The sequence below is a fragment of the Pseudoxanthomonas japonensis genome (genome assembly GCF_010093445.1).
GTDB classification, from domain to species: domain Bacteria; phylum Pseudomonadota; class Gammaproteobacteria; order Xanthomonadales; family Xanthomonadaceae; genus Pseudoxanthomonas_A; species Pseudoxanthomonas_A japonensis.
The window spans coordinates 17500-36693 of the sequence record NZ_PDWW01000036.1; the positions used below are offsets into that span (position 1 = coordinate 17500).

17 protein-coding genes and 1 pseudogene are annotated in these 19194 nt (G+C 66.4%); 12 read left to right on the forward strand and 6 right to left on the reverse strand.

Annotation, left to right across the window (positions count from 1 at the left end):
* Positions 1-78: 78 nt before the first annotated feature.
* On the reverse strand, positions 79-498 hold the full coding sequence (locus CSC78_RS17805; protein ID WP_338015143.1) for an acyl-CoA thioesterase: 420 nt from the start codon (positions 496-498) through the stop codon (positions 79-81).
* Positions 495-3446, reverse strand: coding sequence for an excinuclease ABC subunit UvrA (uvrA, locus tag CSC78_RS17810; RefSeq protein ID WP_162339207.1), 2952 nt, complete (start codon positions 3444-3446; stop codon positions 495-497). The genes CSC78_RS17805 and uvrA overlap by 4 nt, the downstream gene beginning before the upstream one ends.
* Positions 3447-3888: 442 nt before the next feature.
* Between uvrA and rplU the strand changes: the two genes are divergently transcribed.
* The 3 genes from rplU (at position 3889) to cgtA (ending at position 5698) form a co-directional block, all read left to right on the forward strand.
* Positions 3889-4170 (forward strand): 50S ribosomal protein L21, encoded by a 282-nt coding sequence (gene rplU / locus CSC78_RS17815; protein WP_162339208.1) that lies wholly within the window; start codon positions 3889-3891, stop codon positions 4168-4170.
* Between the two features lie 12 nt (positions 4171-4182).
* A complete protein-coding gene (gene rpmA, locus CSC78_RS17820) occupies positions 4183-4443 on the forward strand; it encodes a 50S ribosomal protein L27 (RefSeq protein WP_062355042.1) in 261 nt (86 codons plus the stop codon).
* A gap of 202 nt (positions 4444-4645) precedes the next feature.
* Positions 4646-5698 (forward strand): Obg family GTPase CgtA, encoded by a 1053-nt coding sequence (cgtA, locus tag CSC78_RS17825; protein WP_162339209.1) that lies wholly within the window; start codon positions 4646-4648, stop codon positions 5696-5698.
* 54 nt (positions 5699-5752) lie between these two features.
* On the opposite strand, the gene CSC78_RS17830 is transcribed toward cgtA, so the two are convergent.
* The gene (locus CSC78_RS17830) at positions 5753-6325 is read right to left on the reverse strand and encodes a hypothetical protein (RefSeq protein ID WP_162339210.1); all 573 of its coding nucleotides are present in this window, start codon (positions 6323-6325) and stop codon (positions 5753-5755) included.
* Positions 6326-6477: 152 nt separating this feature from the next.
* The gene (gene rpsT / locus CSC78_RS17835) at positions 6478-6747 is read right to left on the reverse strand and encodes a 30S ribosomal protein S20 (protein WP_062355047.1); all 270 of its coding nucleotides are present in this window, start codon (positions 6745-6747) and stop codon (positions 6478-6480) included.
* Between the two features lie 128 nt (positions 6748-6875).
* On the opposite strand from rpsT, the gene murJ reads away from it, so the two are divergent.
* From murJ to CSC78_RS17865, 6 genes are all read left to right on the forward strand, one after another.
* Positions 6876-8495 (forward strand): murein biosynthesis integral membrane protein MurJ, encoded by a 1620-nt coding sequence (gene murJ / locus CSC78_RS17840; RefSeq protein ID WP_162339211.1) that lies wholly within the window; start codon positions 6876-6878, stop codon positions 8493-8495.
* Between the two features lie 81 nt (positions 8496-8576).
* Positions 8577-9524 carry a bifunctional riboflavin kinase/FAD synthetase gene (locus CSC78_RS17845; RefSeq protein ID WP_162339212.1) on the forward strand — a complete coding sequence of 316 codons (948 nt, stop codon included), beginning with the start codon at positions 8577-8579 and terminating at the stop codon, positions 9522-9524.
* Positions 9521-12352: an isoleucine--tRNA ligase gene (gene ileS, locus CSC78_RS17850; RefSeq protein WP_162339213.1), complete on the forward strand. Its 2832-nt coding sequence runs from the start codon at positions 9521-9523 to the stop codon at positions 12350-12352. The genes CSC78_RS17845 and ileS overlap by 4 nt, the downstream gene beginning before the upstream one ends.
* 109 nt (positions 12353-12461) lie before the next feature.
* On the forward strand, positions 12462-12959 hold the full coding sequence (lspA, locus tag CSC78_RS17855) for a signal peptidase II (RefSeq protein WP_162339214.1): 498 nt from the start codon (positions 12462-12464) through the stop codon (positions 12957-12959).
* 195 nt (positions 12960-13154) lie between these two features.
* A complete protein-coding gene (ispH, locus tag CSC78_RS17860; RefSeq protein WP_162339215.1) occupies positions 13155-14105 on the forward strand; it encodes a 4-hydroxy-3-methylbut-2-enyl diphosphate reductase in 951 nt (316 codons plus the stop codon).
* A gap of 272 nt (positions 14106-14377) precedes the next feature.
* Complete coding sequence (locus CSC78_RS17865) at positions 14378-16375, forward strand: DUF11 domain-containing protein (RefSeq protein WP_162339216.1); 1998 nt, start codon at positions 14378-14380, stop codon at positions 16373-16375.
* Positions 16376-16426: 51 nt separating this feature from the next.
* Here the strand turns inward: CSC78_RS17865 and CSC78_RS17870 are convergent, their stop codons facing one another.
* Positions 16427-17083, reverse strand: a complete 657-nt coding sequence (locus tag CSC78_RS17870) for an HAD-IA family hydrolase (RefSeq protein WP_162339217.1) — start codon at positions 17081-17083, stop codon at positions 16427-16429.
* A gap of 140 nt (positions 17084-17223) precedes the next feature.
* Between CSC78_RS17870 and CSC78_RS17875 the strand changes: the two genes are divergently transcribed.
* The 3 genes and pseudogenes from CSC78_RS17875 to CSC78_RS17885 all read left to right on the forward strand — a co-directional run.
* Entirely contained in the window at positions 17224-17553 is a 330-nt protein-coding gene (locus tag CSC78_RS17875) for a hypothetical protein (protein WP_162339218.1), read from the forward strand.
* A gap of 72 nt (positions 17554-17625) precedes the next feature.
* A complete protein-coding gene (locus CSC78_RS17880; protein ID WP_162339219.1) occupies positions 17626-17967 on the forward strand; it encodes a hypothetical protein in 342 nt (113 codons plus the stop codon).
* Between the two features lie 170 nt (positions 17968-18137).
* Positions 18138-18446, forward strand: a pseudogene (locus CSC78_RS17885) (IS3 family transposase); the annotation flags it as partial.
* 524 nt (positions 18447-18970) lie between these two features.
* Here the strand turns inward: CSC78_RS17885 and CSC78_RS19115 are convergent.
* Positions 18971-19194: hypothetical protein (locus CSC78_RS19115; protein WP_238391335.1), on the reverse strand; the 224-nt coding region annotated here is incomplete at its 5' end.

Below are 19194 nucleotides of genomic sequence, written 5' to 3' on the forward strand. Positions count from 1 at the left end.
AGCGACGCAAGTCGCGAGTTCTTCTTCAGTCTCGGGAAAAGCTCGCGACTTGCGCCACTCCCACAACGCTCTCGGCGGTTACTCCGACACCGCGCGGATCGCCGCCGGCAACGCCGCACTGTGGCCCGTCTGCGTGTCCATCCAGACCACGACGACATTGCCGTCCGAATACAGCACGCTGTCGTCCTTGGCCGACACGATGCGGTGGCCGATGGTGACGCTGCTGGTGCCCAGCCGGTCGACATAGAGCTCCACCACCACATCGTTCGGCCAGGTCAGCGGCCGCTTGTAGTTGATGTTGTTCGCCGCCACGACTGGCGCGATGCGGTCCGTCATCGACACCTCCGGCACGGTGAGCATCCAGCGCACGCGCGCTTCTTCCAGGTACGAGATGTACTTGGCGTTGTTGACGTGGCCCATGCTGTCCATGTCGCGCCAGCGCACGCTGATCGGGATCTTCGCCAGCAGCTTGCGGCCGGTGTCGTGGGTGTCGCTCATCGTGCGGCCTTCTTCGTCGTGGTCCTGGTGGTCTTCGCTGCCTTCGTGGCGGATTTGCGGGGCGGCAGCACGTCGGGTTTGGCGACCGCTGCCGGCTTGGTCGGCTTCGGCGCCTTGGCGGCGGGAAGCAGCTTGGCGAGGAAGCGGCCGGTGTGCGAGTCCGGATGCGCCGCGATGTCTTCCGGCGTGCCGGTGGCGAGGATCTGCCCGCCGCGGTGGCCACCCTCCGGTCCCAGGTCCACCACCCAGTCGGCCGTCTTGATGACGTCCAGGTTGTGTTCGATCACCACGATGGTGTTGCCCTCGTCGCGCAGCTTGTGCAGCACGGCCAGCAGATGCTCGATGTCGTGGAAGTGCAGGCCGGTCGTCGGCTCATCGAGGATGTACAGCGTGCGGCCGGTGTCGCGGCGCGACAGTTCCTTCGACAGCTTCACGCGCTGCGCCTCGCCGCCGGACAGCGTGGTCGCGCTCTGGCCCAGCTTGATGTAGCTCAGGCCGACGTCCATCAGCGTTTCCAGCTTGCGCGAGATCGACGGCACCGGCTCGAACAGGGTCAGCGCATCCTCGACCGTCATCTCCAGCACGTCGTTGATGTTGTAGCCCTTGTAGAGGATCTCCAGCGTCTCGCGGTTGTAGCGCTTGCCGTGGCAGACATCGCAGGGCACGTAGACGTCCGGCAGGAAGTGCATTTCCACCTTGATCATGCCGTCGCCCTGGCAGGCCTCGCAGCGGCCGCCACGCACGTTGAAGCTGAAGCGGCCCGGCGAATAGCCGCGCGCGCGCGCCTCCGGCACCTGCGCATACAGTTCGCGCAGGGGCGTGAACAGGCCGGTGTAGGTCGCCGGATTCGAACGCGGCGTGCGTCCGATCGGCGACTGGTCGATGTCGACGACCTTGTCGAACAGGTCCAGGCCGGTCACTTCGCGGTACGGCGCCGGCTTGTGCGAGGCGCCGTTGATCTCGTTGGCGGCCAACGAATACAGCGTGTCGTTGATCAGCGTCGACTTGCCCGAGCCCGAGACGCCGGTGATGCAGGTGAACAGCCCGGACGGAATGTCGAGATCCACGTCCTTCAGGTTGTTGCCGGTGGCGCCGCGCAGGTGCAGCGTCATCTTCGGGTTGGCCTTGTGGCGCGCCTTCGGCACCTCGATCTGGCGCTTGCCGGACAGGTACTGGCCGGTCAGCGAACGTGGCGCCTCCAGCAGGTCCTGCAGCGTGCCCTGGCCGACGATCTCGCCGCCGTGCACGCCGGCGCCCGGACCGATGTCGAGCACGTAGTCCGCCAGGCGGATCGCGTCTTCATCGTGCTCGACCACGATCACCGTGTTGCCCAGATCGCGCAGGCGCGTCAGCGTGCCGAGCAGACGCTCGTTGTCGCGCTGGTGCAGGCCGATGCTGGGCTCGTCGAGCACGTACATCACGCCGACCAGGCCTGCGCCGATCTGCGAAGCCAGGCGGATGCGCTGCGCTTCGCCGCCGGACAGCGTGTCGGCCTTGCGTTCCCGGGTCAGGTAATCCAGGCCGACGTCGACCAGGAAGCCGAGGCGCTCGGCAATTTCCTTGACGATCTTCGCGGCGATCTCGCCACGCCAGCCGGGCAGGTCCAGGCCGCGGAAAAACGCCAGCGCTTCGTCGACCGGCAGCACCACCAGCGACGGCAGCGGACGGTCGGCGACGAACACATTGCGCGCGGATTTGTTGAGACGTGCGCCCTGGCAGTCCGGACAGGGACGGTCGCTGATGTACTTCGCCAGTTCCTCGCGCACCGCCGGCGATTCGGTTTCGCGGTAGCGGCGCTCCAGGTTCGGCACGATGCCTTCGAAACGGTGCTTGCGCTGCGTGCGGCCGCCGGACTCGGTGAGGTAGGTGAAGGTGATAACCTCTTCGCCGCTGCCGTACAGCACGGCCTGTTGCACCTTCTCGGGCAACGACTGCCAAGGCGCATCAGTGTCGAACTGGTAGTGCTTGGCGAGCGAGGCAATCAGCTGGAAGTAGTACGCGTTGCGGCGGTCCCAGCCGCGCACGGCGCCGGCGGCCAACGACAGCTCCGGATGCACGACCACGCGCGCCGGGTCGAAGAACTGTGCCACGCCCAGGCCGTCGCAGGTCGGGCAGGCGCCGACCGGCGAGTTGAACGAGAACAGGCGCGGCTCCAGTTCCGGCAACGAGTAGTCGCAGACCGGGCAGGAATACTTCGACGAGAACAGCAGCGGGGCCGATTCCGGCTGGTCCAGCGACATCACCTGGGCCATGCCATCGCCCAGCTTCAACGCGGTTTCGAAACTCTCGGCGAGGCGCTGCTTGAGGTCCTCGCGCGGACGGAAGCGGTCGATCACCGCCTCGATGGTGTGCTTCTGTCGCAGCGCCAGCGGCGGCACCGCATCGATCTCGTGGAGCTCGCCGTCGACGCGCACGCGCACGAACCCCTGCGCGCGCAACTGGTCGAACACCTGCGCGTGCTCGCCCTTGCGCTCGCGGATCACCGGCGCCAGCAGCATGTAGCGCTGCGCGCCATCGAGCGCCAGCACCTGGTCGACCATCTGGCTGACCGTCTGCGCTTCCAGCGGATACCCGTGGTCGGGGCAGCGCGGCAGGCCGACGCGCGCATACAGCAGGCGCAGGTAGTCGTAGATCTCGGTGATGGTGCCGACGGTGGAGCGCGGGTTGTGGCTGGTCGATTTCTGCTCGATCGAGATCGCCGGCGACAGACCCTCGATGTGGTCGACGTCGGGCTTTTCCATCACGCTCAAAAACTGGCGTGCGTACGCCGACAGCGACTCCACGTAGCGGCGCTGGCCCTCTGCGTAGATGGTGTCGAACGCCAGCGACGACTTGCCGGAACCGGACAGGCCGGTGATCACGATCAGCTTGTCGCGCGGCAGGTCGAGATCGATGTTCTTGAGGTTGTGGGTGCGGGCTCCGCGGATGCGGATGAAGTCCATGGCCATCGGGTGGGGGATCCGGAAAGCGAACAAGGAAGCGTAGCGGTCTGCCTAGGTGGGGGCAAATACCGCCATTGCCAGCGAAGTGTCGGGTTCGGGTGGGCCTTCAGTCAGGCGGGCGCGGCGGCCGAGATGGCGTTGGAGGCCTGGTCGCCGCTTGGCCCGCGACTGCCGTAGACACGCCGTGCCACGGCAAGCGATTCCTCCAAGTCATTGATCTACAATGGTCTGCCCCGTTATGGGCGGGACCTGCGACCGCCTCCAAGCGGCAGTCTGCGCGCAGATGCGGACAATTCTTGTCCGTGAAGGCGGTATCCGCGGAGCCGCCGATAGTTCCGCGCATGTGGCGGGTTGACCGTAACTCGCTGAATCCACTAAAATTCCGCTTCTGTCCGCCCTCGATGGCAGGCAGGCTCCAGAAAATAACTACAGAAACCAAGGAATCCACATGTACGCAGTCGTAGTCACGGGCGGTAAGCAGTACCGCGTGATGAAGGGCGAGACGCTCCGCGTTTTTTTTTTCTTCGACAACATCCTGATGCTGGGCGATGGCGAAGCCATCAGCCTGGGCGACGCCCTGAAGGGCGCCAGCGTCACCGCGAAGGTCGTCGGCCATGGCCGCGCCGACAAGGTGCGCATCATCAAGTTCCGCCGCCGCAAGCACCACATGAAGCGCCAGGGTCACCGGCAGCACTACACCGAAATCGAAATCACCGGCATCACCAAGTAAGGAGAAGCAGTCATGGCACACAAAAAAGGCGTAGGTTCCTCGCGCAACGGCCGCGACTCCAATCCGAAGATGCTGGGCGTCAAGGTCTTTGGTGGTCAGGCGATCGATGCGGGCAACATCATCATCCGCCAGCGCGGCACCCAGTTCCATCCGGGCCCGGGCGTCGGCCTGGGTCGCGACCACACGCTGTTCGCGCTGGTCGACGGCAAGGTCGAGTTCTCGGTCAAGGGCGCCAAGAAGCGTCGCACCGTGAGCGTGGTCGCGGAAGCCTGAGGCTTTCCACACGTCGAGCGAAGGGCCCCGCCGCGTGCGGGGCTTTTCGTTTGATGAAGCCGGGATTGGTGATTCGTGAAGAGTGATTCGCCAGCGTGTTCCGCTCCTAGCCTGCCGGCACCGAATTAACGCCCATCGACGTGGCCATCCCGTCGTCGGGGCGTTTCCCCATCACGAATCACCCATCGCGAATCACGCCCCCATGAAACTCGTAGACGAAGCAGAAATCCTGGTCGGCGCCGGCAACGGCGGCAACGGTTGCGTGGGGTTCCGCCGCGAGAAGTTCATTCCGCTGGGCGGGCCGGATGGCGGTGACGGCGGCAACGGCGGCAGCGTCTGGCTGCAGGCCGACGAGAACCTCAACACGCTGGTCGACTTCCGCCACCAGACCCAGTTCCGCGCGCAGCGTGGCGAGAACGGCATGGGTCGGCAGATGTACGGCAAGGCCGGCGAAGACCTGACCATCACGGTGCCGGTCGGCACCGTGGTGACCAACGTCAGCACCGACGAAGTGATCGGCGACCTCACGCAGCACGGCGACCGCCTGCTGGTGGCCAAGGGCGGCAAGGGCGGCCTGGGCAATATGCACTTCAAGAGCTCCATCACCCGTGCGCCGCGCAAGGCGACGCCGGGCGAAGAGGGCGAAGAGCGCCTGCTGAAGCTGGAACTGAAGCTGCTGGCCGACGTCGGCCTGCTCGGTTTCCCGAATGCCGGCAAGAGCACCTTCATCCGCGCCGTGTCGGCGGCGACGCCGAAGGTGGCGGACTACCCGTTCACCACGCTGTATCCCAATCTGGGCGTGGTCAGCGTCGAGGCGCACCGCAGCTTCGTGATCGCCGACATCCCGGGCCTGATCGAGGGCGCCGCCGATGGCGCCGGACTCGGTGCGACGTTCCTGCGGCACCTGCAGCGGACGCGCATCCTGCTGCATCTGGTGGACATGGCGCCGATGGAAGGCGGCGTGGAAGATGTCGATCCGGTCGAGCAGGTCCGCGCCATCGAGCGCGAACTGGAGAAGCACGATCCCGAACTGCTGCAGAAGCCGCGCTGGCTGGTGCTCAACAAGGCCGACCTGATGTTCGAGGACGAGGCCAAGGAGCGTGCTGAGCAGATCATTGCCAGCCTCGGCTGGACCCAGCCTTGGTTCCAGGTCTCCGCCATTTCCCGCGAAGGCACTTGGCCGATCATGAAGGACGTCATGGCCTTCTTCGACCGGCAGAAGGAAGAGGCCGACGAGGCGGCCCGCGAGGGCTGAGTCAAGAAAAACCCGCCGATCGGCGGGTTTTTCATTACCGGAAGACGGTGGGCCTCAGCGGCCATCCTCCGCGCGCAGCGAGGCGGAATCCGCGATCACCTGCGGTTCCAGGTTCCTGTGGCGCTGGGTGGCGCTTTCGAGGTTGGCCTGGCCCCATTCCAGCGACTTGGGGCTGTTGATCGTCAGCTGGGTGCCCTTGTCCCATCCGGCGAACTCCTTGCCCGCGAACGCCTCCTGGTGCACCGGCGAAAGTCCCCAGATGCCATCGATGATGTGGGCGCGGAAGTAGTAGGTCTTCCCGGCCTCCACGTTGGCCTTGTAGAAGCGCACGCCGCCATCGCCACCGAAGACCGTCGTCATGAAGACGTGTTCGCCGGCCGGCACGTGGTAGGCCACCTTGCTGCCGGCATCGAGGATGCCAATGAAGCGGGTGTCGTCGCCGGTCACGTCGTACAGCGGCACGGCCACGGCGGCGCCGACGAACTTGCCGGGCCGCAGGAAGACGACGGCGGCCTTGTCCGGCTCCAGGGTCAGCGGTTCATTGGATTTGGCCATCTTGCCGGCGAGCGCCGGCATTGACATGGTGGCCAGCAGGACGGCGAGCGCCGTCGCACGAAGCAGTTTCATCGTGTTCCCCTTGTTGGATTCCCCCTGCCTCTCCGGTTGGCGAGGCGTGCGCATCAGAACCGGGGCGGGGAGGATGCGTCAATGGGGAGCGGCCAAAAAGAAACCCGCCTTTCGGCGGGTTCCCGTGTCTTCGCGTTGCGTACCGCCGTGAATCAGGCCGCTTGCAGGGCCTTGATGCGGGCGTTCAGGCGGCTCTTGTGGCGGGCAGCCTTGTTCTTGTGGATCAGGCCGCGCGAGCTCAGGCGGTCGAGGATCGGCTGGGCCGACACGAACGCGGCCTGGGCGCCAGCGGCGTCATTGGCGTCGAGCGCCTTCAGGACTTTCTTGACGGCGGTGCGCAGCATCGAACGCTGACCGGCATTGCGCGCATTGCGCACGACGGTCTGCTTGGCGCGCTTCTTGGCGGACTTGATATTGGCCACAGTGGGATTCCTGATGAATACCTGAGAGAATTCAGGGGGTGAACGGAAGACGGGTAAATTGAGCCGGAAATTATGGGGCATTCAATGGGTTGCGTCAACCTGGGTCGTCCCCGGGCAGGGGAGGGTCGATGAGCGGTAACCGGCTGCTCCGTTCCACCGCCATCTTCAGCTCCATGACCTTCCTGTCGCGGGTTTCCGGGCTGGTCCGTGACCAGGTCTACGCCATCGTCTTTGGCGCCAACCCGGCCATGGACGTGTTCATCGCGGCGTTCCGTATCCCGAACTTCATGCGGCGGCTCTCGGCCGAGGGCTCGTTCTCGATGGCGTTCGTGCCGGTGCTGGCCGAGTACAAGGAAAGGCACGGCCAGGACGCCGTCAAGGACCTGGTGGACCGGGTCACCGGCACGTTGCTGGCGGCGCTGCTGGTCGTCACGGCGGTGGTCCTGCTGGCGGCCCCCTGGTTGACCCGGGTCATCGCGCCCGGTTTCGAGGTCGGGAGCGACAAGCACGCGCTGTTCATCGAGATGCTGCGCATCACCTTTCCGTATGCGCTGTTCATCTCGCTGGCTTCGCTGGTGGGCAGCATCCTCAACAGCTACCAGCGGTTCGCCGTCCCTGCGCTCTCGCCGGTGCTGTTGAACCTGGCGATGATCGCCGCGGCGCTGGGACTGGCCCCGTTGATGGGCGGATCGGTCAAGGCGCTGGCGTGGGGCGTGTTCGCCGCCGGCATCCTGCAGCTGTGCTTCCAGTTGCCGGCGCTGGCGAAGCTGGGCCTGCTGCCGCGGCCCAGGCTCGACTTCGCCCATGCCGGCGTCCGCAAGATCCTGACGCTGATGGTGCCCACGCTGTTCGGGTCCTCGGTGGTGCAGTTCAACCTGCTGTTCAACACCATGGCAGCCTCGTACCTGATCGGCGGCAGCATCACCTGGCTGTACTACAGCGACCGCCTGCTGGAGTTCCCGCTGGGCATGTTCGGTGTCGCCATCGGCACGGTGATCCTCCCGCACCTGTCCAGCCGGCACGCCGCCACCGATCCGGACGGCTATTCGAAGGGGCTCGACTGGGGCTTCCGGCTCTGCCTGATGATCGGCTTGCCGGCGTGTGCCGGCCTGATCCTATGTGCCGAGCCGCTGATGTCGACCCTGTTCCAGTACCGCAGCTTTACCGTCGAGGACGCACGGATGAGCAGCTGGAGCCTGATCGCGCAATCCACCGCCGTGCCGGCCTTCCTGCTGGTGAAGGTGCTGGCGCCGGCGTTCTATTCGCGGCAGGACACCCGCACACCGGTGAAGGCGGCCGTGGTCGCCGTGCTGACGAATGCCCTGTGCACGATCGGCCTGTTCGCCGGCCTGCTGTACGCCACGTCGACCGGACAGGCCGCGCTGCAGGCGACGGGGGGAAGCTGGACACAGGCGCTCGCCGCCATCCCCGGTGCGCACGCGCTGCTGGCGCTGGCCATCGCCATCGCCGGCTGGGTCAACGCCCTGCAACTGGCGTGGTTGCTGCGCAAGGCAGGGGTCTACCGGCGCCAGCCGGGCTGGGGCCGCTTCCTGCGCCAGCTCGGCGTGGCCACGCTGGCCATGACGCTGGTGGTGCTGGCGTTCCGGCTGCTGTGGCCGGACTGGTCGGCCTGGACCTGGTGGGAGCGCGGCGTGCGGCTGGCGGTGATGGTAGGTGCCGGTGGCGCGCTCTATGCCGGCCTGCTGTACCTGCAGGGCATCCGGCCGCGTGACCTGCGTGGGCATTGAGGAAAGGCGGGGCCGGCTATACTTCAGGGTCTTGCACCATCCCGGATCCGCCGCCCGGCGCATCCGTCCTGACAGGAATCCATGAGCAGGCTGTTCCGTGACGTCGATGGCGGGCCTCTGTGCCCGCACGGTAGCGTGGTCTGCATCGGCGCCTTCGATGGCCTGCACCTGGGCCACCGTGCGCTGGTGCGGCACGCCGTCGCGCGTGCCCGTGCGCTGATCGTACCGGCGGTGGGGGGGACGTTCGAGCCGCTGCCACGCGGGTTCTTTGCGAAGGACAATCCGCCGCCGCGGCTGACGCTGGCGCGGACGAAGGTGGAAGGTCTGCTGGCACTGGGCGCCGACCACGTCGGCCTGCTGCGCTTCGATGCGAAGTTGTCCGCGATGTCCGCCGAGGACTTCGCGCACACGCTGCTGGCGGGCCGGTTGCATGCCCGTGAAGTCTGGATCGGCCCCGAATTCCGCTTCGGCCACCGCCGCGGCGGTGATCTCGCCCTGCTGCAGGCGATGGGCGGTGAGCTCGGTTTCAGCGCCGGTGAGATCGAGCCTGTGCACGCGCATGGCGACCGCGTCTCCAGCACCCGCATCCGCGAAGCGCTGAAATCCGGTGACTTTGCCACCGGCGAGCGCCTGCTCGGCCGTCCGTACGCCATCGGCGGGCGCGTCGTGCGCGGCAAGCAGCTCGGCCGCACGCTCGGTTTCCCGACCGCCAACCTGCGCTTCCCGAAGACGCCGGCGTTGTCCGGCATCTATGCCACCTGGGTGCACGGCGTCGGCGACCGTCCGTGGCCGTCGGTGTCCAGCTTCGGCACGCGGCCGACGGTGGATGGCGTGGAGCCGCTGCTGGAAGCGCACCTGTTCGACTTCGCCGGCGACCTCTACGGGCGCCACCTCGAGGTCGAATTCGTCGCCAAGCTGCGCGACGAACTGAAATTCCCCGATCTGCCCAGCCTCACCGTGCAGATGCACCGCGACGCCGACGACGCGCGCGGGATCCTTTCCGAACATCAACGACGAGCGACGGCGTGAGCCAGGACTACAAAGCGACCCTCCATCTGCCCGCCACGGATTTCCCGATGCGCGGCGACCTGCCCAAGCGCGAGCCGGACACGCTGGCCCGCTGGGAAAGCCAGGGCCTGTACGCGCAGCTGCGCGACAACGCCAAGGGGCGCCCGCTGTTCGTGCTGCATGACGGCCCGCCGTACGCCAACGGCGCGATCCACCTGGGCCACGCGGTCAACAAGATCCTCAAGGACATCATCGTCAAGTCGCGCTACCTGGCCGGCTTCGATGCGCCTTACGTCCCGGGCTGGGACTGCCATGGCCTGCCGATCGAGATCGCCATCGAGAAGAAGTTCGGCAAGGTCGGCGTGAAGCTGGACGCGGTCGAGTTCCGGCAGAAGTGCCGCGAATACGCCGAGTCGCAGATCGAGATCCAGCGCAAGGACTTCAAGCGCCTGGGCGTGATCGGCGACTGGGACAACCCGTACAAGACGCTGGACTTCCGCTTCGAAGCCAACGAGATCCGCGCACTGGCGAAGATCGTCGCCAACGGGCACCTGACGCGCGGCGTGAAGCCGGTGCACTGGTGCTTCGACTGCGGCTCGGCACTGGCCGAAGCGGAGATCGAATACGCCGACAAGGTGTCGCCGGCGGTCGACGTCGCCTACGCCGCGCGCGATGCGCAGGCGCTGGCGAAGACGTTCGGCGTCGACGTGCCGACCGATGTCGAGGTCGCGCTGCCGATCTGGACCACCACGCCGTGGACGCTGCCGGCGTCGCTGGCCATCTCGGTCGGTGCGGATCTCGAGTACGCCCTGGTCGAAGGTCCCGCGCATGACGGCAAGCGCCGCTGGCTGGTGCTGGCCGATGCGCTCGCCGCGCGCGCGCTGCAGCGCTACGGCGTCACCGACGTGGTCGTGCACGCCCGGATGAAGGGCAGTGCGCTGGAAGGCGCGCTGTTCGCGCATCCGTTCTACGACACCCGCGACATCCCCGTGCTGCTCGGCGACCACGTGTCGGCCGAGGACGGTACCGGTGCCGTGCACACCGCGCCCGGCCACGGCCAGGAAGACTATGTCGTCAGCAAGCAGTACGGCCTGCTCGACAAGTACACCGCCGCGCAGCTCAACCCGGTCGACGGCCGCGGCGTCTACCTGCCGTCCACGCCGGCCGCGCATGGCGTCGAACTCGCCGGCCTGCATATCTGGAAGGCGAACGACACCATCATCGAGGTGCTGAAGCAGAGCGGCGCGCTGCTCGCCTTCAGCAAGCTGGAGCACAGCTACCCGCACTGCTGGCGCCACAAGACACCCATCGCGTTCCGCGCCACGCCGCAGTGGTTCATCTCGATGGAGCAGGCCAACCTGCGCGCCGATGCGCTCGAGGCGATCAAGCACGTCGGCTGGTTCCCGCAGTGGGGCGAAGCGCGCATCGCCGGCATGGTAGATGGCCGTCCTGACTGGACGATCTCGCGCCAGCGCACCTGGGGCGTGCCGATCGCGCTGTTCGTGCACCGCGAAACCGGCGAGCCGCACCCGCGCAGCGTCGAGCTGATGCGTGCGGTCGCCGACAGGGTGGAGCAGGGAGGCGTCGACGTCTGGTACACGCTGGACGCGACCGAACTGCTGGGCGACGAAGCGAAGGACTACGACAAGATCACCGACATCCTCGATGTCTGGTTCGATTCCGGCGTGACCCACGAAGGCGTGCTGCTGGAGCGTGGCTTCGGCAAGCCGGCCGACCTGTACCTGGAGGGTTCGGACCAGCACCGCGGCTGGTTCCAGTCCTCGCTGCTGACCGGCGTGGCGATCGACAAGGCCGCGCCGTACAAGCAGTGCCTCACCCACGGCTTCACCGTGGACGAGCACGGCCGCAAGATGTCCAAGTCGCTCGGCAACGGCATCGAGCCGCAGGACATCATGAAGACCCTGGGCGCGGACATCCTGCGCCTGTGGATCGCCAGCGCCGACTACAGCAACGAGATGTCGCTGTCGCAGGAAATCCTGAAGCGCAATGCCGATGCGTACCGCCGGCTGCGCAATACCGCGCGCTTCCTGCTCAGCAACCTCAACGGCTTCGACCCGTCGCGCGATCTTCTCGCGCCGGCCGACATGGTCGCGCTGGACCGCTGGATCGTGCATCGCGCCTACGAGGTACAGGAGAAGATCAAGGCCGCCTACGATCGCTACGACTTCGCCGAGATCGTGCAGGCGCTGCTGAACTTCTGCAGCGTCGACCTGGGTTCGCTGTACCTCGACGTCACCAAGGATCGCCTGTACACGATGCGCGAGGATTCGCGCGGCCGTCGCAGCGCGCAGAGTGCGATGTTCCATATCGCCGAGGCGTTCGTGCGCTGGATCGCGCCCGTGCTCAGCTTCACCGCCGACGAGATGTGGGGCTACTTGCCGGGCGAGCGCGTTGAAAACGTGCTGTTCGCCACCTGGTACGACGGCCTGGCCCCACTGCCGGAAGGCGCCGCGCTCAACGCCGCCGACTTCGACCAGCTGCTGGCCCTGCGCGAGCAGGTCGCCAAGGTGCTGGAGCCTATGCGCGCCAATGGCCTGATCGGCGCCGCGCTGGAAGCGGAGATCACCGTGTCGGTGAACGCCCTGACCGCCGCCAAGTGGCAGCCGCTGGCCGAGGAACTGCGTTTCTTCTTCATCAGCGGCGACGTCACCGTCAGCGAAGTCAGCGCCGACGAGATCTTCGTGCTGGCCACGCCGACCACCAAGCGCAAGTGCGTGCGCTGCTGGCACCATCGTGCCGATGTCGGCGAGCATGCCGCGCATCCCGAGCTGTGTGGCCGCTGCGTCGAGAATATCGACGGTGCGGGTGAGGACCGTCGATGGTTCTGAGCATGCTGGGCCGCCTCGCTGTAGGAGCGCCCCACGGGCGCGATGCTCCTGCTCGCACGTGCCGGGAACGGCATCGCGCCCATGGGGCGCTCCTACAGGAGAACGTGGCATGACGACACGCCCCAAACGCAACGCTCTGGCCTGGCTGCTGCTCTCGGTCATCGTGATCGGCCTCGACCAGTGGTCGAAGGCGTGGGTGCTGGCGTCGCTGCCGGAATACACCGCCATCCCCGTGATCGACGGCTTCTGGAACTGGTACCGCACCTACAACACCGGCGCGGCCTTCAGCTTTCTCGCCGATGCAGGCGGATGGCAGCTGTGGTTCTTCACGGTGCTGGCGGTGGGCATCAGCGGCCTGCTGGGCTTCTGGCTGTCTCGCACCGCGCGCGGCGACTGGCGCCAGGCGCTGCCGTACGCGCTGGTCATCGGCGGCGCGCTGGGCAACGTCATCGACCGCCAGATCCACGGCCACGTGATCGATTTCATCCAGTGGCACTGGCGAGACCATTACTGGCCGGCGTTCAACATCGCCGACTGCGCGGTGGTGGGCGGCGCCATCGGGATTGCGCTGTTCGGGTTGTTTGACGGCAAGAAGAAAGCCGCGTAGGGCGGGCCTTGGCCCGCCGCTCGATGACGCATCAATACGGCGGGCCAGGGCCCACCCTATGGGTGCATCGCGGCGGTTTGCCCTCACCCCGTTCCCCTCTCCCGCAGGCGGGAGAGGGGCGTTCGTGCCGAGCGGGTTCGGCTGCGGGCACCGGTTCATCCCCCTGAGTTCCCGCCTTCGGTAGAATTCGATCCTATGGACGTCCTGCTCGCCAATCCCCGTGGTTTCTGCGCCGGTGTCGACCGCGCCATCGAGATCGTCAAGCGCGCCATCGAAACGCTGGGTGCGCCGATCTACGTGCGGCACGAGGTGGTGCACAACCGCTTCGTGGTCGACGACCTGAAGGAGCGTGGCGCGGTGTTCGTCGAGGAACTGGACGAAGTGCCGGACTGCGCGACCGTCATCTTCAGCGCGCATGGCGTGTCCAAGGCCGTGCGCAACGAAGCGGATCGGCGCGGGCTGAAGGTGTTCGATGCGACGTGCCCGCTGGTGACCAAAGTCCACTTCGAAGTGGCACGCCACTGCCGCGCCGGTCGCGACGTGGTGCTGATCGGTCACGCCGGCCATCCCGAGGTGGAAGGCACGATGGGGCAGTGGAGCCGCGAGGGCGGCGTGGGCCAGATCTACCTGGTCGAAGACATCGATGCGGTCGCCACGCTCGAGGTCAGCCAGCCCGGCAACCTGTTCTACACCACCCAGACCACGCTGTCGGTCGACGACACGGCGGGCATCATCCAGGCCTTGCAGCAGCGCTTCCCGGCCATCCAGGGGCCGAAGCACGACGACATCTGCTACGCCACGCAGAACCGCCAGGACGCCGTGCGCGACCTGGCCAAGCAGTGCGATCTGGTGCTGGTGGTCGGCTCGCCGAACAGCTCCAACTCCAACCGCCTGCGCGAGCTGGCCGAGCGCGATGGCGTGGAGTCGTACCTGATCGACGGCGCGCACGAGATCGACCCGCGCTGGATCGACGGCAAGCAGCGCGTCGGCGTCACCGCCGGCGCCTCCGCTCCCGACGTCTTGATCGAAGGCGTCATCCAGCGCCTGCGCGACCTCGGTGCTGGCGGCATCAGCGAACTCGATGGCGAACCCGAGAACATGGTGTTCGCCTTGCCGAAGGAACTGCGCCTGCAGTTGGTGAGCTGACCCCTGTTTTCGACGCCGACGGGTTGAACTCACCGCCGGTTGTTTTCGAGTTCGCATTCCGAACGTCATCGATCGTGATCCGGGCCTGCTGAGCTGCGTTCCGGAAGCCATCGCACCCGCGTCGCCGTCGCCACGCCCCCACTGTCCTGAACGGTGACGGCATTCCGACATTCTGCCGTGTGCATGCGCGCTGGGCGCCTGCCGCGGACAGGGGTTTGCGTTAGATGACGAAGACGGGGAGCGGCGCGGCAGCGCGTGCACGGTGCCTGGCAATGATGGCCGTCGTGGCCGTGGGGGCCGGCCTCGCATTGCCGGCCAGTGCGCAGTTCAAGATCTCCGATTCGTTCCAGGGCACCACCCAGGCCGGTTGGAGCATCAATGGCACCAACAATGCCGGCACCAACGACAGCGGCATCCTGACCGCCGGCCGCGGCACGCTGCCCGTCAACGTCAACGATACGGCCGGTAACGGCTGGCTGCGCCTGACCACCAACCTCGGCAACCAGGGGGGCAGTGCGTTCTATACGGCCGGCGCCTTCTCGCCGTCCAACGGCGTGGTGGTCGAATTCGACTACGTCGCCTGGGGTGGCACCGGCGCCGACGGCCTCTCGTTCTTCCTGTACGACGCCGGCGCGACGATGGCCGGTACGCTGGACGGTGCCTCGTTGCGCTACTGCTGGGGCGCCGGCGGCTATCTCGGCGTGGGCCTGGATGCGTTCGGCAACTTCTCCAGCGATGGTGCCACGGGCCGTTGCCCGAACGACGACGGCCCCGGCAACCGTCCCGACAGCGTGGTCGTGCGCGGCCCGAGGTCGGCCGACAATCCCTATGTCGGCGGCGCGACCATCGCAGCGGGCATCGATGCTCCCGGTGCCACGGCGCGGCCGACGCCGAACCGGGTGCGCTACTTCCTGGTGCCGAACGGCAGTGGCGGCTATCGGGTCAGCGTGGCGCATGGCGTCAACGGCGCCTCCCCGACGACGGTACTGAACAACCTCAACTTCCCGTACCCGGCGCCCGCGCTGCTGCGCTTCGGCATCGCCGCGACGACCGGCGGCTCCAACAACATCCACGAAGTGCGCAACGTGGTGGCCTCCGCACCCGCCGATATCCGCGTGACCAAGACGGTGTCGGCCAGCAGCGTCTATCCGGGGCAGGCGGTCGGCTACACCGTCGTCGTCCGCAACCGCGACATCAATCCGTCCGATGCCGGCAACCAGGCGCCACCGATCAGCGCTGCCAACGCACCCGATCTCAGCGACACGCTGCCTGCGCAGCTCACCGGTGCGAGCTGGACGTGCACGGCATCGGCCGGTTCCACCTGTCCGGCGGCCAGTGGTACCGGCAATCTCGCGTTCCCCGGCGGCTACACGATGGCGGCCGGCGGCACGCTGACCTTCAGCTTCAGCGCCACGCTGGCGGCCACGGCCACCTGCGGGGCCACCGTCACCAACACCGCCACGGCGCTGTTCTCCGCCACCGATGGTTATGCCGACATCGAGCCAGAGGACAACCGCGCGAGCGCCAGCTTCACCGTCGACTGCGACGACGTGGCGGTGAGCAAGACCAATGGCCAGGCCGAATACCGCCGGGGCCAGGCCATGTCGTATACGGTCGTCGCCAGCAATCCCGGCGCCAATCCGGTGGCGAACGCGGTGTTCACCGATCCGGCGGTCGCCAACTTCACCGCCGTGTCGGTGACCTGCGGCAGCGCCACGGGTGGCGCGAGTTGCCCGACGGCGGCAAATACCACGGTCGCGTTGATGCAGGGCAGCGGCATCGTCATTCCAAGCCTGCCTGCGACGGGCAGCGTGACCTTTACCATCACCGGCACCACGGCCGCGGCCGCGACCGGCGACCTGGCCAACACCGCGACGCTCGCGCTGCCGGCCAACCGGACCGAGAGCAATCCCGCCAACAACACGTCCACCGACACCGACACACTGGCCACCGCCGAGGTCTCGATGAGCAAGACGCTCGCAGCTGCGGGCGCCATCGTGCCGGGGAGCGTGGTGAACTTCAGTCTGCTGGTCGCCAACCACGGTCCCAGCGTGGCCGATGGCACGACGATCTCCGATCCCGCGGTCGCGGGACTGGACTGCACCGCCATCGCCTCGTGTGCCGCAACCGGCGGCGCGCTGTGCCCGGCCACGGATGCGACGGCGTTGGCGGCATTGAAAACGCCGGCCGGCCTGGCGATTCCCGCGTTGCCGAGCGGCGGCACGGTCACGCTGGGGTTGGCTTGCACGGTGACCGCGACCGGATTCTGACCGCATCTGGCAGAGGCAGGACGAAGACGGTCCTGTCACTGCGCGGTCCTGTCATGCGGTCGATTGCGTCCGGATGTCGACGTGGACCTTGCCGTTGATCATCGACACGCGCAGCGCATCCAGCCCGCCGATGTTGACCACCACCTCCGGTTGCCCGTCGAAGCGCGGCCCGACACTGAGCACGCGGGCACCGGCGGCAACGCCGGCAAGAATGCCGGCCGGCGCGTCTTCCAGCACGCCGCACGCGGTGATCGGTACGCCGAGGCGCTGCGCGCCCAGCCGGTAGCAGGCGGGGTCGGGTTTGCCGACGGCGACGTCTTCGCCGTACACGCCGAACGCGGGCAGGTCGAAGCCGGCCGCCTGCATGCGCCGGCGGGCGAGGTCGCTTCCCGCCGAGGTGACCAGCGACCACGAGGTCGCGGGCAGGGGGGCCAGCAGCGCAGCCGCGCCGGTGCAGGCGACGATGCCATCGGTCGCCTCGGTTTCCTGCGCTTCCAGCTCGCGTGCGATGCCGCGGCTGGACGGCGTATCGCCCAGCGCGTCGATCACGCTGTCCATCGTGCGCCGGCCGTGCGAGCCGGCGATGAAGGCGTCGAAGTCCAGCCCGTGCTCGCGGCAGAAGTAGGCCCACACCGTTTCCACCCGCGCCGTGGAATCCACCAGCGTGCCGTCCATGTCGATCAGCAGGGCGTCGAAGACGAGGTGCATGCGGAAGCGGCCCGGCAGGGGAGGGCCCCAGATTCTAGGCGACGGGTATTGCCGCTTCCTTGCCGGTATCACCCGTTGCGTATCACGCCGTGCGACGGCATCGGGCGATCTTCTCCGCCATCGAACCGAGGGGAAGCGCGATGACCCAGCTGCACTGGATGGCTTTCAGGATGTACCTGCCGACGCTGGCGTGCCTGCTGCTGGCGTTCGCGTCCACGTGGCTGCTCACCAGTGCGGAACCGGCCGCGTTCGCACCGCCGCTCGGCGGCGTGCTGCGCTGGGCACCCTACGCGCTGCTGGGGCTGTCCGTGCTGCTCGGCGTCATCACCAGCGTGCGCCTGTTGCGCTGGGACACCGGCGACGCGCTGATCTGCGGCTGTGGTGGCCTGTTGGGCGGGGAACGGCCGGGACGCTTCGGCACCTACCGGACGTGCGCGGCGTGCGGGCGGCGTCACGGGGTAGCCAGGTAGGTCGCCCGCGCGCGGCGGACGGGTCGCGCAAGGAGGTCACATTCGCGTCCACCACGATGCGTCGACGGGATCGTGCCGGATGCCTCCATCCGCTGCGCAGGAGGGGGCGGCGAGGCTTTTTGCTTCGCTGTCGAGCCGCCGAGCTTCGCGCGCGCACCTCGGTGGTGCGGCGGCAAGGCAAAAAGCCTTGCGACCGGAGCGGAGAGCCTCGGCGGCAAGGCAAATAGCGTTGCCGTCACCACTAAAAACTTCAACGTCGAAGCAAAAAGCCGTGTCGTCTCACCTAAACGGCTCGCCGTCGAGGCTTTTTGCCTTGGCGGCAACCCGAAAAGCCTCGCGAGCGAAGCAAAAAGCCTCGTCATCTCACCTCAATGCCCTGCGCGCGCACCTTTCTGGTTCGATTTCTCACATTAGCGGCGTGCTGGCGCCGATTAGGTGTCCGGACGCAACCGACGGCGTCGCTACTGTCAGTCATTTTCTGCCGTCATCGGCTTGGATGTCTGCGCGAACGACGGGGTAACGTGATGCTCGATGGAAGCATAACGGCCCCGCAGGCGGGGCCGTTATCGCGAACAGGTCCTGGCGTGATGGTGCACTCCGACCAGGGTTGCCAGTTCAACAGCAGCGATTGGCAGTCGTTCCTGAAAGCGCACCGGATGGTGCCGAGCATGAGTCGTCGCGGGAACTGCCACGACAATGCAGTGGCCGAGAGTTTCTTCAGCGTCTTGAAGAAGGAGCGGATCAAGCGGCGGATCTACCCGACACGCGCCATGGCGGCATCGGACGTGTTCGACTACATCGAGATGTTCTATAACCCAATCCGCCGGCATGGTTCCGCTGGCGGACTGTCACCGGTAGAGTTTGAAAGGCGCTACGCGCAGAGCGGCGACTGAGTGTCTACAGAACTCTGGCCGGTCCAGTTCGCATGGCTTTGATCAAAGAATGCGTGGGCACTCATGGCAGTACCCAATGGTGCATCGTCGATCAGAAAGAAGAGCGGGCGAGGAAAGAGCCTGCGCGCGTGAAGCACTTTTCCTAGGTGTCATCGGCGTGGATTCGCCGTGGGGAATCTGGACACGGAAAGGCGGATTCAATCTGGATAAAATTGAAGAGCAAGTCGACGAATCAATGAGAATTCAGTGCAAGCGAGGGTGTCCAGAATGAGAGCAGCCTTGTTTATTTTCTTCGGGTTTTTATGCAGTTCTTGCGAGAGTGGCAAGCCATTGAGCGTAAAGGAAATTCTCACGTCCGTTGACCAGCATGTGGGTAGAAAAGTAACGGTATCCGCCTGCTTCAGTGGAGGAAGGGGCGGAAGCTATATCGTTGATTGTACGGATACCGATATCAGCATGGCTTTTGAACTTGGTAATGACTTGGAGAGTAGCGATGCCGCTAAACGCGCTCTGTACAGGTGCATTTATCCGTCGATGCCGCCAAAGCCGAAAGAAGGAGTTTCAGTGGTGGTGAATGGTGTGATCGAAAAGGGGCACGAGTCATGGTCTCGTCCATACCTCGTCATAAACGGTGTTGAGAAGTTGTGCAGTCCATGATGGCATCGTGCGCCAACTGGGCCGACCAGATTTCCGTAGCCGATCAGTTGCCTCTGTGCGTAGAGTCCTTCGAGCTCGACCCCCCACACCC

Coding starts and splice junctions, on each gene's coding strand:
- lspA (WP_162339214.1), top strand. CDS start 12,462: ATGACGACACGCCCCAAACGCAACGCTCTGGCCTGGCTGCTGCTCTCG.
- CSC78_RS17870 (WP_162339217.1), bottom strand. CDS start 17,083: ATGCACCTCGTCTTCGACGCCCTGCTGATCGACATGGACGGCACGCTG.
- murJ (WP_162339211.1), top strand. CDS start 6,876: ATGAGCGGTAACCGGCTGCTCCGTTCCACCGCCATCTTCAGCTCCATG.
- CSC78_RS17865 (WP_162339216.1), top strand. CDS start 14,378: ATGATGGCCGTCGTGGCCGTGGGGGCCGGCCTCGCATTGCCGGCCAGT.
- CSC78_RS17805 (WP_338015143.1), bottom strand. CDS start 498: ATGAGCGACACCCACGACACCGGCCGCAAGCTGCTGGCGAAGATCCCG.
- rplU (WP_162339208.1), top strand. CDS start 3,889: ATGTACGCAGTCGTAGTCACGGGCGGTAAGCAGTACCGCGTGATGAAG.
- cgtA (WP_162339209.1), top strand. CDS start 4,646: ATGAAACTCGTAGACGAAGCAGAAATCCTGGTCGGCGCCGGCAACGGC.
- uvrA (WP_162339207.1), bottom strand. CDS start 3,446: ATGGCCATGGACTTCATCCGCATCCGCGGAGCCCGCACCCACAACCTC.
- CSC78_RS17875 (WP_162339218.1), top strand. CDS start 17,224: ATGACCCAGCTGCACTGGATGGCTTTCAGGATGTACCTGCCGACGCTG.
- ispH (WP_162339215.1), top strand. CDS start 13,155: ATGGACGTCCTGCTCGCCAATCCCCGTGGTTTCTGCGCCGGTGTCGAC.
- rpmA (WP_062355042.1), top strand. CDS start 4,183: ATGGCACACAAAAAAGGCGTAGGTTCCTCGCGCAACGGCCGCGACTCC.
- CSC78_RS17830 (WP_162339210.1), bottom strand. CDS start 6,325: ATGAAACTGCTTCGTGCGACGGCGCTCGCCGTCCTGCTGGCCACCATG.
- CSC78_RS17845 (WP_162339212.1), top strand. CDS start 8,577: ATGAGCAGGCTGTTCCGTGACGTCGATGGCGGGCCTCTGTGCCCGCAC.